The following is a 13,352-nucleotide window of genomic DNA, read 5'->3' on the forward strand; positions in this document are numbered from 1 at the left end:
GGGGCCGCGCTGACTTGGGTTTTTTGGTTGATCGCTGCCCGGCGTGGACGCCGGGCGGGGCGTGAGCGGTGATCAAGCGCCCGGGATATTATCGGCAGGTTTCCTGATAACGCAGATTTCGTGGAAACTGCAGCTGCCTATTGCAGCAGGCCCGGGCCTCGGGGTTCCGGGATGACGGGGCAATCGTCGTCGTGGTCGAACAGCCCGTGATGCGGGCGGAGGCGGGCCCAGCGGGGTTCTGCCTCGCGCGGGAGGGCGTGGCGCAGGCGGTTGAGCGACAGGGTTTCGCGGTTCCGCAGGAGGTCGGCGTAGAACAGCATGAGGCCGGGCCTGAGGTAGGAGGACCAGTGGCATACGCGGCGTTTCGGCGCCGGGATGCGGAAGCCGAGGCGGTCGAGGGCGGCGCGGGTGCGGTCGGCGTCGATCTGGATGTCGAGCCAGTTGGCATGCGGCAGGCCAAGGCCGAGCGCCCGGTCTCCCCGGGTCGGTGCGCGCAGGAACCATTCGATCAGCGCGTCGAAGACGTCGTTTTCTCGCGTGGTGATGTTCAGCACTTCCGCGGTACGTCCGGCCGGTGACGCCATCGCCGCGGCGGCCGCGGCGCGGAATTCGGCGGCGGCCATCAGTACCATGCGTCCGATGCTGGCCGGCGGGGCATAGCGCAGCGCGGTCAGGCAGACACGCGCACCGAGCGAATGACCGACCATGTCCACCGGACCGTCATGGTGGCGGCGGATCATCGTGATCAGGTCCGCCATTGCCAGCCCGGCCTGCCGTGCCTCTGACCAGGCGCGCCAGATCGTGCCGCGCGCCTCCCAACCGAAGGCGATGCACAGGCCCTCGCCGTCGCGGTCGCGGCCAAAGCCCAGATGGCGCGGCCAGGACAGCGCCTTCCAGCAGGTCCGCGCGGGCGTGAGCGAGAAGATATGGTCGTGCGGGCTGGTTTCTGCGGAGGCGGGCGAGAACTTGAAGCCGTGGACGATCAGGATGATCGGATCCCCCGGCGCGAGGCGGGCAACCGCCTGCGCGACTTCGGCTTCCAGGTTACCGGCCCCGTGAAGGACCGGACCGTCGGCCCCGGCATTCACCCTGAGGAGTGGCATGGCCCCTAGCATCCACTACTAGATCTTGTGGCGCCCGGATAAGCGTCCCATACGACATGCCTGTGAATAACTTATTACATCCATGTGACGGTGTTGACCCGTTGCGGAAATGCGTCTATCGCGGGGACCGTGGCGATTTGTTCACCGGATTGCGGGCCACGTTAAATATGCCGCTAAAGAGGTCGCGGCCGGTCCCGAACCCCCGACGCTCTCTGCGGTGGGGGTTTTTTAATGCGCATAAGGAGGCGCGAGGCATGAGCAAGGACTGGAACACCCGCACGAAACTGGTGCACGAGGGCATTCGTCGAAGTCAGTACGGCGAGGTCAGCGAAGCGATCTTTCTGACACAGGGCTTCGTCTACGACAGCGCTGAACAGGCGGAGGCCCGTTTCATCGAGGTCGGCGATGACGAGTTCATCTACGCCCGTTACGGCAACCCGACGGTGCGCATGTTCGAAGAGCGCATCGCCGCTTTGGAGGGGGCTGAGGATGCGTTTGCTGCGGCCTCCGGCATGGCGGCGGTCAACGCCACGGTCATGTCGTTGCTGAAGTCGGGCGACCACGTGGTTTCGTCGCGGGCGCTGTTCGGGTCCTGCCTGTACATCCTCGAGACCATCCTGACCCGCTATGGCGTGGAGGTGGATTTCGTCGACGGCACCGATCTGGACGCGTGGAAGGCGGCGCTGCGCCCCGACACCAAGGCGGTGTTCTTCGAAACCATGTCGAACCCGACGCTGGAAGTGATTGATATCGAGGGTGTTTCGGCGCTGGCGCACGAGGTGGGCGCGCTGGTGATCGCGGATAACGTCTTTGCAACACCGATCTTTTCCCGTGCCCTGGAACAGGGCGCCGATGTCGTCGTCTATTCCACGACCAAGCATATCGACGGGCAGGGGCGCTGCCTGGGCGGCGTCGTGCTGGGCACGCGCGACTTCATCCGCAAGACGCTGGAGCCCTATCTGAAGCATACCGGCGGGGCGCTGTCGCCGTTCAACGCCTGGGTGATGCTGAAGGGTATGGATACGCTCGACCTGCGGGTCAGGGCATCGTCCGACACGGCGCTGAAGCTGGCGCAATCGCTGGAGGGGCACGGCAAGCTGTCGCGGGTCATCTACCCGCACCTCGCCTCGCATCCACAATTTGACCTTGCGAAGCGGCAGATGGAGGGCGGCGGCACTGTGCTGTCTCTGGACATTGCCGGCGGCAAGGAGGCGGCGTTCCGGTTCCTGAATGCGCTGGAGATCTGCACGATCTCGAACAACCTGGGCGATTCCAAAAGCATCGTGACGCATCCGGCCACCACGACCCATCAGCGGCTGACTCCGGAGCAGCGCGCGGCGCTGGGGATTACCGAAGGGCTGGTACGCCTGAGCGTGGGCCTGGAAGACGCGGGCGATCTGCTGAAGGACGTGGAACAGGCGCTGGCGCGAGTCTGACGGATAAGGTGGGCAGAAACAGGCCGGCAACCAATGGTTTGCCGGCCAAACTCGTTACCCCTTCATACCACTGTTACATTGGTTATCGCCGATTTCTTAACCGTTGGTAAACCGCCGGGAGGATTTTCGGTGCGCGCATGTGACCAACGGGTCTGCGTTCCGCCTGCCGTATCGCGGCTTGCCGGAGCGTGGTTGGGAACGCAGGGTCGAACAGCCTGACCACACCCGCCCGTTCCAGTTTCATTTGCAGTTGATGACATTCGCTTTCTTTTCCCCTGTTCCGGAAACAGGGGCGAGCTATCTGAACACCACCGATCCGGACCCGTTGATCGGCTGGAGGTGGGCGGATACCTATTTCTCGCGTTGGATGATCCAAAACGCCTTTGACATCGTATGGTAGTATGTTCGATTACAACGACGGTCAGATGACCCTAATTCCGATCCGGCAGACTCGGAGGCAGAGATGAACGTGCGGACCCAGATCCCCAATGGAAAACCCGATCGTGCAGCGGCGGAGCGTGCGCTTGCGGTGCTGCGCGACTGGGCGACTGCGGCGCATCCGCAGGAGATCACCGCCCTGGACCCGGCGCTGACGCGGCTGCTGGCCGAGCCCGGCGCGGAAACCTATCCGGCGCTGGCGCGGGCCTATCCGGAGGATTTCACCGCCGGTCCCAACTATCTTGCGACGCTGCCGGACCTGCAGAACGGGCCGGAAAGCCTGATCCGCGGCGCCAAGCGGGCGATCCAGCATGTTGGCATCTCGAACTTCCGCCTGCCGATCCGGTATCACACCCGCAACAACGGCGACCTGACGCTTGAAACCTCGGTGACCGGTACGGTCAGCCTTGAGGCCGAGAAGAAGGGCATCAACATGTCGCGGATCATGCGGTCTTTCTACCGGCATTCGGAGAAGACCTTCAGTTTCGAGGTGATTCAGGACACGCTAGAGGACTACAAGGCCGATCTGGGCAGCTTCGACGCGCGGATCATGATGCGGTTCCGGTTTCCCGAGAAGGTGAAAAGCCTGCGGTCGGGGCTGGAAGGGTACCAGTATTACGACATCGCGCTGGAACTGGTGGAGCAGGACGGCCAGCAGTATCGCGTGGTGCATCTGGATTACGTCTATTCGTCGACCTGTCCGTGCTCGCTGGAGCTGTCCGAGCATGCCCGGGCGACGCGCGGTCAGCTGGCCACGCCGCATTCGCAGCGGTCGGTGGCGCGGGTGTCGGTCGTGGTGGCGGAAGGGCAGGAAATCCTGTGGTTCGAGGACCTGATCGACATGTGCCGCCGGGCGGTGCCGACCGAGACGCAGGTGATGGTCAAGCGCGAGGACGAGCAGGCCTTTGCCGAGCTGAACGCGGCGAACCCGATCTTCGTCGAGGATGCGGCGCGGCTGTTTTCCGAGCAGCTGATCGCCGACCCGCGGATCGGCGATTTCCGGGTGGTGGCGAGCCATCAGGAGAGCCTGCATTCGCACGATGCGGTGTCCGTGCTGACGGAGGGGCGGACCTTTGCCAATGCCAGCCTCGACCCGCGGCTGTTCGAGTCGCTGTTTCACGTCGGCTGAGCGGGCGGGGCGCCGAAACGGGCATTCCAGCGGGCGGGGTTTTCGTCTAACCAGACGGTCATGCCGCTGAGTTTCGCCACGCTTACCGAGTTCTACGAGGCCCCGTTCGACACGCTGATCGACGTGCGCTCTCCGGCGGAATATGCCGAGGATCACGTGCCCGGCGCGATCTCTCTGCCGGCGCTGTCGAACGAGGAACGCACGCGGGTCGGCACGATTTACACGCAGGAAAGCCCGTTCCGGGCGCGCAAGATCGGCGCGGCGCTGGTGGCGCGGAACGTTGCGGCGCATCTGGAGGGGCCGCTGGCGGAGAAGGATGGCGGCTGGCAGCCGCTGGTCTATTGCTGGCGCGGCGGGCAGAGGTCGGGCGCCTTCGCGTCGATCCTCAGCCAGATCGGCTGGCGGACGCAGACCGTCGAGGGCGGGTACCGGACCTACCGGCGGCTGGTGGCGGGGATGCTGCACGAGACGGCGCTGCCGCACCGGCTGATCCTGCTGGACGGCAATACCGGCAGCGCGAAGACGGAGTTCCTGGAACTGCTGGCGGTGCGCGGGGTGCAGGTGGTGGACCTGGAAGGGCTGGCGGCGCATCGCGGGTCGCTGTTCGGCGCGGTGACGGGCGGGCAGCCGTCGCAGAAGGCGTTCGAGTCGGCGCTGGCAGAGGCATTCACCCGGGCCGATCCGGCGCGGCCGGTGGTTGTGGAGGCGGAGTCGTCGAAGATCGGCGAGCTGCTGGTGCCGCCTTCTGTCTGGGCGGCGATGCGAGCGGCGCCGGCGATCCGGATCGTCGCATCCTTGCGCGCGCGGGCGCGTTATCTGGCGCGGGCCTATGCCGACATCACCGCCGACCGGGAGCTGCTGGCGTCGACGCTGGACCAGCTGATCCCGTATCAGGGCCGGGCGCAGGTGGAGGCGTGGCAGGCGATGGCGGCGGTGGGTGACGACGTTTCGCTGGCGGGCGAGCTGATGGCCCGGCATTACGATCCGCGTTACGAGAAATGGCGGTCGGGCCACGACCGCGAGGTGCTGGCCGAGGTCGAGGCGGGAACGCTGGACGGCGACGATCTGGAACGGGCCGCAGACCGGATCGCCGACGCGGTAAGTGGCTGGCAGGTCAGGTCACAGTGACGAAGGGCGCCCCATCGGTGATCGCGCCGATGCGCGCCGCCGGGATGCCGCGATCCTGAAGCTGGAACAGGAGGCGGTCAGCCTCCTGCGGCGGCACTGCCGCTAGTAACCCGCCTGCCGTCTGCGGATCGAAAAGAAGCGCCGCTTTCGCGCTTTCAGCGACGGTGATGCGCGCGGCCAGCGCACGGTTTTCCGGGTAGATCGTGGAGCGGATGCCCCCGGCTGCCAGTGCCTCGGCCCCGGTCATGGTCGGGACGGCGGCGAGGCTTAGCTCGGCGGCGACACCGGACGCTTCGCAGATCGCCTGCAGGTGTCCGGCGAGGCCGAAACCGGTGACGTCGGTCATGGCGTGGGCGGTGCTCAGGATCTCTGCCGCCTGGCCCTGCGGTTCCGCCATCAGCGCCAGAGCCGCCATCACGTCACGGCCGCTGGCCTTGCCCTGCATTTCCCCCGCAAGCAGCGTGCCCGAGCCGATGGGTTTCGTCAGGATCAGCGTGTCGCCGGGCTGCGCGCCGCCGATGGTGATCGGCGGGCGGTGACACAGGCCGGTGACGGTGAAGCCGACGGTCAGCTCGGTGCCAAGCGAGGAGTGGCCGCCGACGATTTCCGCCCCTGCCGCGCCGAAAACGTCCGCCGCGGCGGCCATGATCTCTGCCAGCCACGCCTCCTGCATCGGCGGCGCCATGCGTGGCAGGATCACCTGCGCCAGCGCTGCCTGCGGTTCCGCCCCCATCGCCCAGATGTCGCCCATCGCATGGACGGCGGCGATGCGGGCCTGCAGCCACGGATCCTCGGTGAAGGCGCGGAGGTGGTCGGTTGTGACGACCTGACGGGTTCCGTTCAGGTTCAGGACGGCGGCATCGTCGCCGGGGCGGGTTTCAACGTCCTTGCGGTGGGCGGAGGGGAGGCTGGCCAGAACGCGCCCCAGCGTGCCGCCACCGATCTTGGCGCCGCAGCCGCCGCAGGCGGGCTTGTCGCCGAGCGCCTCGGCCATGCCCTCGGCGTGGGTACGTGGCAATGCTGGTTGCGGCATCTCCGGCAGCTCGTGGAACTTTCGCATGAATTTCCGGTCGATGCCGTCCTTCCAGCGCCAGAGAACCGGTGAGGCGAGAGCGATGCCCCATTTCTCCATCAGGGCGGATCTGCGGCCGAGCGAGACGAGTTTCAGGTAGTCGCCCTGCGGACGGAAGGGGCGCTGGCGGTTCTGGCCGGTGAGCGCCGCGCGGAGGTTGTCATAGAGCACTGGGGCGGCGCGGACGGCATAAACCCCGGCCTTCGGGCGCGGGGCGTGGGAGAGGTGGGCGCAGTCGCCGGCGGCATATATCTGCGGATCGGAGCTTTGCAGCGTCGGGCCGACCGTGATGAAGCCGTCTGTCAGGTCGAGGCCGGTTTCGGAGAGCCAGCCCTGCGGCTGCGCACCGGTGGCGCCCAGCGTGAACTGTGAGGCGACCGTGGAGCCGTCGGCAAGCCGGACCTCTGTGGCGGTGACCTCGGTGATTCCGGTTTCTTCCCGGAGGATGATGCCGTGGCGGGTAAGTTCCTGCAGCAGTTTGCCCCGCGCGCGGGAATGCAGGCCGGGCAGCGCTTTTGCGCTGTCAAAGACCGTTATTTGCGGGGTTTTGCGCTGGTTTTGCAGCGCATGCGCAATGGCGATGGCCAGTTCGACCCCGCCGACACCTGCGCCGATCACCGCAATGTCGGGTGCGACACCGTCCGCGACACGGGCGCAGAAGGCGGCCCAGGCCTCGGCATAGGGGCCCAGCGGTTTGGCGGCGACCCCGTGTTCCGCGAAACCGGGCAGGGCGGGCGGCGCCGAGCCGATGCCGATGTCTATGGAGGCGATGTCAAAGGGGATCGGCGGGCGACCGGCGACGTGGATGCGGCGGGCGTTGCGGTCGATGCCCGTCGCCGCGCCGAGGATCAGCCGTTCGCCGGCGAAGCGGGCAAGGCGGACAAGGTCGATCTCCAGCGCGTCGCGGTCGTAATGCCCCGCGATGTGTCCGGGCAGCATGCCGGTATAGGGCGCGGTGGGGTTCGGGTCGATGACCGTGAGGCGGACGCCCGGTACCGGCTTCATCCCCCAGCGGCGCAGCACCAGCGCATGGGTGTGGCCGCCACCGATCAGCACCAGTTCGCGGGTCAGGGGTAGGGTCTGCATCATCGGTACCGCTCCGTTCCTGCGTCAGAGCTACCGCGTGGCGGGATCGGGGGCGAGTCCCTGCTGTGCGCGCCCTGCTGTCGCGGGAGGTTATTAAGGCCGTTTCGGGTTCCGGCTCGTGCCGGTATGCTTGCGGAAAGGGAGACGGAGGAGGTTTCAATGACGGGCCCCAAGGCTTTGTTATTCGACGTATTCGGGACGGTGGTGGACTGGCGCAGTTCGGTGATTTCGGAGCTGGAGACGTTCTTTGCGCCGCGGGAGGTCGTGCTGGACTGGGAGCAGTTCGCGCTGGACTGGCGGGCGCTGTACCAGCCGGCGATGGATGCGGTGCGGAGCGGGGCGCGCGAGTACGTGGCGCTGGACGTTCTGCACCGGGAGAACCTGGAGGTTCTGCTGGCGCGGCACGGGATCAGGGGGCTGAGCGGGGACGATCTGTGGCACTTGACGACGGTGTGGCACCGGCTCGACCCATGGCCCGACTGTGCGGCCGGGCTGGCGCGGCTGAAGCAGCAGCGGATCGTGGCGACGCTGTCGAACGGGAACATCGCGCTGATGGTCAACCTGTCGCGGCATGGCGGGCTGGTGTGGGACGCGATCCTGGGGGCGGAGATCGCGCGGGCGTACAAGCCCGACGCGGCGGTCTATCTGCGGGCGGCCGAGGCGCTGGATCTGGCGCCGGGCGACTGCATGATGGTGGCGGCGCATAACGGCGATCTGCGTGCGGCGCGTGCGCTGGGGCTGCAGACGGCGTTCATCCTGCGGACCACAGAGTACGGGCCCGGGCAGACAGCCGATCTGAAGGCTGAGGAGGACTGGGATTTCGTCACCGACAGCCTGACCGGGCTGGCGGATGCGCTGGCGTAAAAGCAGATGAGGTGATTGCCGTAAGAGGCGGAACCCGCACGGCTTTTGCGGAAGCCGTGCGGGCCCGGGACCGCCCTGGGGGTCCTGCCCCCACACCGGGGAGAGACGGCGCGGGTGGCGCGATCCAAGCGCCTTCGGATATGGGTCGCGCCGGTGCAGCGTAAGGTTCAAAGAAAAAGGCGGGCCCGGTTGGGCCCGCCCTCTCTCTGCCGAAGTCCCGCTGAGGTCAGCGGTTCTCCACCTCCACGTAATCTCTGAACGTCTTGCCGGTATAAAGCTGGCGCGGGCGGCCGATCTTGTGCGCCGGATCGGACAGCTGTTCCTTCCATTGCGCGACCCAGCCGACGGTGCGGGCCAGCGCGAAGATCGGGGTGAACATCGATGTCGGGAAGCCCATCGCGTCGAGGATGATGCCCGAGTAGAAATCGACGTTCGGATAGAGCTTCTTGTCGATGAAGTAATCATCCTCCAGCGCGATCTTTTCGAGTTCCTTGGCGGTCTGGAGGGTCGGGTTGTCCTCGATCCCCAGAAGCTCCAGCACCTCGTCGGCGGACTGCTTCATCACCTTCGCGCGCGGGTCGAAGTTCTTGTAGACGCGGTGGCCGAAGCCCATCAGGCGGAACGGGTCGTTCCGGTCCTTGGCGCGTTCGATGAATTCCGGGATCCGGTCGGGCGTGCCGATCTCGCGCAGCATTTCGAGGCAGGCCTGGTTGGCGCCGCCGTGGGCGGGGCCCCAGAGACAGGCGATGCCGGCTGCGATGCAGGCGAAGGGGTTGGCGCCGGACGACGAGGCGAGGCGCACGGTCGAGGTCGAGGCGTTCTGCTCGTGATCGGCGTGCAGGGTGAAGATCCGGTCCATCGCGCGGCTGAGGATCGGGTTCACCTCATACTCTTCGGCCGGGACCGAGAAGCACATGCGCAGGAAGTTCGACGCGTAGTCGAGGTCGTTGCGCGGATACACGAAGGGCTGGCCGATGTGGTACTTGTAGGCCCAGGCAGCGATGGTCGGCATCTTGGCGATCAGCCGGATCGAGGCGACTTCGCGCTGCCACGGATCGTTGATGTCGGTCGAGTCGTGGTAGAAGGCCGACATCGCGCCGACCACGCCGACCATGACGGCCATCGGGTGCGCGTCGCGGCGGAAGCCGCGGTAGAAATAGGTCATCTGCTCGTGCAGCATCGTGTGGAGGGTCACACGGTTCTCGAAATCCTCGAGCTGCTCGGCGGTCGGCAGCTCTCCGTAAAGCAGGAGGTAGCAGACCTCGAGGAAATGGGATTTCTCGGCGAGCTGGTCGATCGGGTAACCGCGGTGCAGCAGTTCGCCCTTGTCGCCGTCGATGAAGGTGATGGTCGAGGCGCAGGCCGCCGTCGAGGTGAAACCGGGGTCGAAGGTGAACACGTCAGCCTGACCGTAGAGCTTGCCGATGTCGATGACGTCGGGCCCGGCGGTCGGCGAGTGCATAGGCAATTCGAAGCTCTTGTTATCGAAGGTCAGCGTCGCCGTCTTGTTGCTGTCTGCCATCCTCATCCCCTTTCGTAAAGGTGCGCCCAGAAGCGGGCGGCCATAGGACCCGAAGGCCCGGGTCAAGCGGTTGCGTCGTTCAGCCGTGCGAGGGTTTCCTCGCGGCCGATTACGAGCATCATATCAAAGACGCTGGGAGACACCGTGCGTCCGGCGAGGGCGGCCCGAAGCGGCTGCGCCACCTTACCGAGTTTGGTGCCGTTGGCCTCTGCCACTTGCGCCACGACACCTTCCAGAGTGTCGCGGTTCCAGCTAGCATTTTGCAACTGCGGCGTCAATTCAGCCAGTATACCACGGGATACATCATCCAGTGATTTCGCCGCCTTCTCATCCGGTTCGAACGGACGTTTGGACAGGATAAAATGCCCTTTTTCAAGGAGCTGCGGAAAGTTCTTCGCGCGATCCTTCAGGCAGAACATGGCGCGCTTGAGGCCGTCGATCTGCCGTTCATCCAGCGCCGGAAGCCCGGCAACGGCGAGATATGCGACGATTTCCGCTACGAGTGCATCATCACCGGCGACGGCGATGTGCTGGCCGGACAGATGTTCAAGTTTCTGCATGTCGAAGCGGGCCGCCGACTTTCCGATTCCATCAAGGTCGAACCACTCCTTTGCCTGCTCATCGGTAAAGAATTCGTCATCGCCATGGGACCAGCCGAGTCGGGCCAGATAGTTGCGCATCGCGGCGGCGGGGAAGCCCATAGCCTGGTATTCCTCGACCCCCAGCGCGCCGTGGCGCTTGGACAGCTTCTTGCCGTCGGGGCCGTGGATCAGCGGGATATGCGCCCAGACGGGAATATCCCATCCCATTCCCTCGAACACCAGCATCTGGCGCGCGGCGTTGTTGAGGTGGTCGTCCCCCCGGATCACATGGGTCACGCCCATATCGTGGTCATCGACGACAACGGCAAGCATGTAGGTCGGTGTGCCGTCCGATCGTAACAGGATCATGTCGTCGAGCTGGTCATTCTGAATGGTCACGTTGCCCTGAACGCGGTCCCTGATCACGGTCGTGCCTTCCAGCGGCGCCCGGATACGGATCACGTAGGGCGCATCCGGATGCGTCGACGGGTCGGCATCGCGCCACGGCGACCTGAACAGGGTCGATTTGCCCGCGGCCCGAGCGGCCTCGCGAAACTCGGCGATTTCTTCCTGCGTCGAAAAGCATTTGAAGGCCTTGCCCCGGGCAAGCAGTTCGTGGGCCACCTCGGCGTGCCGGTCCGCCTGGGCAAACTGGCTGACCGCGTCGCCGTCCCAGTCGAGGCCGAGCCAGCGCATGCCGCGATAGATCGCCTCGGTCGCCTCCGGCGTGGAACGGGCGCGGTCGGTGTCCTCGATCCGAAGCAGGAACTTTCCGCCGCGGCCGCGCGCGTAGAGCCAGTTGAACAGCGCCGTCCGGGCGGTGCCGATATGCATGTAGCCGGTCGGCGACGGGGCGATACGGGTGACTACGGGAGCGTCGTTCATGGGGGCGCTTTTACTTTTTGGAAAGGATGATTGGCTAGTCCCGGCAGGGTCTAGTCAATCGGCTGAGGGAGGACAAGTGTGGCGCTGTTCCGCTGGCTCGCCTCGGCGGTGGAGGCTCAGCGGGGACACCTGTTTCCCTGGGTGCCGGTTGTGCTGGGTGCAGGGATCGGGCTGTATTTCGCGTTGCTGCGGGAGCCGGTGCCCGCGGAGTACGCCGGATGTCTGGTGGCAATTGCGGCGCTGTCGGTGGCCGTGCTGTGGTCTGGCGCGCGCGCGGCGCCGTTCTGCCTTGCCCCGGCGCTGCTGCTCGCGGGCCTGTGCCTGGGCGGGCTGCGCGCGAACCTCGTGGCGGAGCCGGTGCTGGGTTTTCGCTATTACGGGCCGGTCGAGGGGCGGATCGTGGCCATCGACCGGTCGGTCTCGGACGTGCCGAGACTGACGCTGGATCGTGTGGTGCTGGAACGCGTCGCGCCGGATCGGACGCCCACGCGGGTGCGCGTCTCGCTGCATGGAGACCAGCGCTGGGTCACGCCGGAGCCGGGGCTGACCGTGATGATGACCGCGAACCTGTCGCCGCCGGCGGGACCGGTGGAGCCGGGCGGGTTCGATTTCCGGCGTCTGGCCTGGTTCGACCGGCTGGGGGCCGTGGGTTATACGCGCACGCCGGTGCTGGTGCTGGCGCCGCCTGATGAAGGCGCGGCGGGGCTGGGCATTCACCGGCTGCGGATGCGGATCTCGGCCGCGGTGCAGGCGGCGCTGCCGGGGGAGGCCGGGGCCTTTGCCGCAGCGATCACGACCGGGGACCGGTCGGGAATGGGGCACGAGACGCTGGAGGCGCTACGCGCGTCGAACCTGGCGCATCTGCTCGCGATCTCGGGGCTTCATATGGGGCTGCTGACGGGGTTCGTCTTTGGCGCGGTGCGGCTGGCGATGGCGCTGGTGCCGTTCTGCGCGCTGCACTGGCCGGTGAAGAAGATCGCGGCGGTCGGCGCGCTGGCGGCGGCGTTCTTTTACTACCTGCTGTCAGGCGGGAATGTCGCGACCGAGCGGGCGATGATCATGATTTCCGTGATGCTAACGGCGGTGCTGGTCGACCGGCGGGCGATCACGCTGCGCGCGGTGGCGATCGCCGCGATCATCGTGCTGTGTCTGCGGCCCGAAACGCTGACCGAGCCGGGGTTCCAGATGTCATTCGCCGCGACGACGGCGCTGGTGGCGGTGTTCGGCTGGCTGCGGGACTGGAACCGATGGTCGGTGCCGCGCTGGCTGCGGCCGGTGGCGGCGCTGGTGATCTCCTCGGCGGTGGCTGGGGCAGCGACCGCGCCGGTGGCGGCGGCGCATTTCAACCGCATTGCGGATTACGGGCTGATCGCGAACCTACTGGCGGTGCCGCTGATGGGCACGGTGGTGATGCCGGCGGCGGTGCTGGCGGGGCTTTTGTGGCCGCTGGGGCTGTCGTGGCTGGCGCTGGGGGTGATGCGCCCGGCGGTGGAGTGGATCCTGGGCGTGGCGCATCGGGTGGCGGCGTGGGAGGGCGCAGTGACGCCGGTGGTGGTGCCGGGGGCGGCGGTGCTGCCGCTATTCGCGCTGGGGATGCTGTGGCTGATCCTGTGGCAGGGTCGTGCGCGGTTCGCGGGGCTGGCGCCTGTGGCGCTGGCTTTCTTGCTGTGGTCGCAGGCGGAGAGGCCGCCTGTGCTGATCTCGGAAACCGGGGGGCTGGTGGGTGTGATGACGCCGGAGGGGCGGGCGCTTTCGAAGCCGCGGGGCGAGGGGTTCGTCGCGCTGAGCTGGCTGGAGAATGACGGCGACGCAGCGGAACAGCTGGCGGCGTTCGGACGGGCGGAGGCGGGGCGGTACGACCTGGGCGCGGGGAGCATCGTGCACCTGACCGGGCGGGGGGCGGCGGAGCGGGTGGAGGAAAGCTGCCGCACGGCCTCGCTGGTCGTCATCAACCGCGCGGCGGAGGCGGCGGGGCCGTGCCTGCTGATGGACGAGGCAAAACTGCGCGAAACCGGGGCGCTGGCGGTGTTTGCCGAGGTGGGCAGCCTGCGGATCGTCGGCGCGCGCAGCCGGGCGCGCCGGTTGTGGTCCGGGCCGTGAAGCGTGCC

At 66.8% G+C, this 13,352-nt stretch carries 10 protein-coding genes and 1 riboswitch; of the genes, 6 read left to right on the plus strand and 4 right to left on the minus strand.

Translation table 11 applies throughout. From position 1 onward, the window contains the following. Positions 1 to 137 precede the first annotated feature (137 nt). Positions 138 to 1,103: an alpha/beta fold hydrolase gene (locus HCO70_RS06120; RefSeq protein WP_172294046.1), complete on the minus strand. Its 966-nt coding sequence runs from the start codon at positions 1,101 to 1,103 to the stop codon at positions 138 to 140. Between the two features lie 119 nt (positions 1,104 to 1,222). After that, positions 1,223 to 1,301: riboswitch (SAM riboswitch) on the plus strand. 56 nt (positions 1,302 to 1,357) lie between these two features. Between HCO70_RS06120 and metZ the strand changes: the two genes are divergently transcribed. The 4 genes from metZ (at position 1,358) to mnmH (ending at position 5,234) form a co-directional block, all read left to right on the plus strand. Next, a complete protein-coding gene (metZ, locus tag HCO70_RS06125) occupies positions 1,358 to 2,539 on the plus strand; it encodes an O-succinylhomoserine sulfhydrylase (RefSeq protein WP_172294048.1) in 1,182 nt (393 codons plus the stop codon). Between the two features lie 139 nt (positions 2,540 to 2,678). After that, the gene (locus HCO70_RS06130; RefSeq protein ID WP_172294050.1) at positions 2,679 to 2,939 is read left to right on the plus strand and encodes a hypothetical protein; all 261 of its coding nucleotides are present in this window, start codon (positions 2,679 to 2,681) and stop codon (positions 2,937 to 2,939) included. 63 nt (positions 2,940 to 3,002) lie between these two features. Then, positions 3,003 to 4,106 (plus strand): GTP cyclohydrolase FolE2, encoded by a 1,104-nt coding sequence (gene folE2, locus HCO70_RS06135; protein ID WP_172294052.1) that lies wholly within the window; start codon positions 3,003 to 3,005, stop codon positions 4,104 to 4,106. Between the two features lie 60 nt (positions 4,107 to 4,166). Next, positions 4,167 to 5,234 carry a tRNA 2-selenouridine(34) synthase MnmH gene (mnmH, locus tag HCO70_RS06140; protein WP_172294054.1) on the plus strand — a complete coding sequence of 356 codons (1,068 nt, stop codon included), beginning with the start codon at positions 4,167 to 4,169 and terminating at the stop codon, positions 5,232 to 5,234. Here mnmH and selD read toward each other — a convergent pair. Further along, positions 5,221 to 7,395 carry a selenide, water dikinase SelD gene (gene selD / locus HCO70_RS06145; RefSeq protein WP_371742168.1) on the minus strand — a complete coding sequence of 725 codons (2,175 nt, stop codon included), beginning with the start codon at positions 7,393 to 7,395 and terminating at the stop codon, positions 5,221 to 5,223. The genes mnmH and selD overlap by 14 nt on opposite strands. Positions 7,396 to 7,551: 156 nt before the next feature. Between selD and HCO70_RS06150 the strand changes: the two genes are divergently transcribed. Beyond that, complete coding sequence (locus HCO70_RS06150; protein ID WP_172294056.1) at positions 7,552 to 8,256, plus strand: haloacid dehalogenase type II; 705 nt, start codon at positions 7,552 to 7,554, stop codon at positions 8,254 to 8,256. Between the two features lie 226 nt (positions 8,257 to 8,482). Here the strand turns inward: HCO70_RS06150 and gltA are convergent, their stop codons facing one another. Both gltA and gltX read right to left on the minus strand, forming a co-directional pair. Next, positions 8,483 to 9,778: a citrate synthase gene (gene gltA, locus HCO70_RS06155; RefSeq protein WP_172294058.1), complete on the minus strand. Its 1,296-nt coding sequence runs from the start codon at positions 9,776 to 9,778 to the stop codon at positions 8,483 to 8,485. Positions 9,779 to 9,840: 62 nt separating this feature from the next. Next, on the minus strand, positions 9,841 to 11,244 hold the full coding sequence (gltX, locus tag HCO70_RS06160; RefSeq protein WP_172294060.1) for a glutamate--tRNA ligase: 1,404 nt from the start codon (positions 11,242 to 11,244) through the stop codon (positions 9,841 to 9,843). A 78-nt stretch (positions 11,245 to 11,322) separates the two neighbouring features. Here gltX and HCO70_RS06165 point away from each other — a divergent pair, with 78 nt between their 5' ends. Next, entirely contained in the window at positions 11,323 to 13,344 is a 2,022-nt protein-coding gene (locus HCO70_RS06165; protein ID WP_172294062.1) for a ComEC/Rec2 family competence protein, read from the plus strand. The last annotated feature ends 8 nt before the right edge of the window (positions 13,345 to 13,352 follow it).

The sequence above is a fragment of the Pseudoruegeria sp. HB172150 genome, assembly GCF_013184805.1.
Classification (GTDB): domain Bacteria; phylum Pseudomonadota; class Alphaproteobacteria; order Rhodobacterales; family Rhodobacteraceae; genus Psychromarinibacter.

Bases quoted from the DNA above. Each gene is read 5' to 3' on its own strand.
- gltX (WP_172294060.1), bottom strand. From the start codon at position 11,244: ATGAACGACGCTCCCGTAGTCACCCGTATCGCCCCGTCGCCGACCGGC.
- mnmH (WP_172294054.1), top strand. From the start codon at position 4,167: ATGCCGCTGAGTTTCGCCACGCTTACCGAGTTCTACGAGGCCCCGTTC.
- folE2 (WP_172294052.1), top strand. From the start codon at position 3,003: ATGAACGTGCGGACCCAGATCCCCAATGGAAAACCCGATCGTGCAGCG.
- selD (WP_371742168.1), bottom strand. From the start codon at position 7,395: ATGATGCAGACCCTACCCCTGACCCGCGAACTGGTGCTGATCGGTGGC.
- HCO70_RS06150 (WP_172294056.1), top strand. From the start codon at position 7,552: ATGACGGGCCCCAAGGCTTTGTTATTCGACGTATTCGGGACGGTGGTG.
- gltA (WP_172294058.1), bottom strand. From the start codon at position 9,778: ATGGCAGACAGCAACAAGACGGCGACGCTGACCTTCGATAACAAGAGC.
- metZ (WP_172294048.1), top strand. From the start codon at position 1,358: ATGAGCAAGGACTGGAACACCCGCACGAAACTGGTGCACGAGGGCATT.
- HCO70_RS06120 (WP_172294046.1), bottom strand. From the start codon at position 1,103: ATGCCACTCCTCAGGGTGAATGCCGGGGCCGACGGTCCGGTCCTTCAC.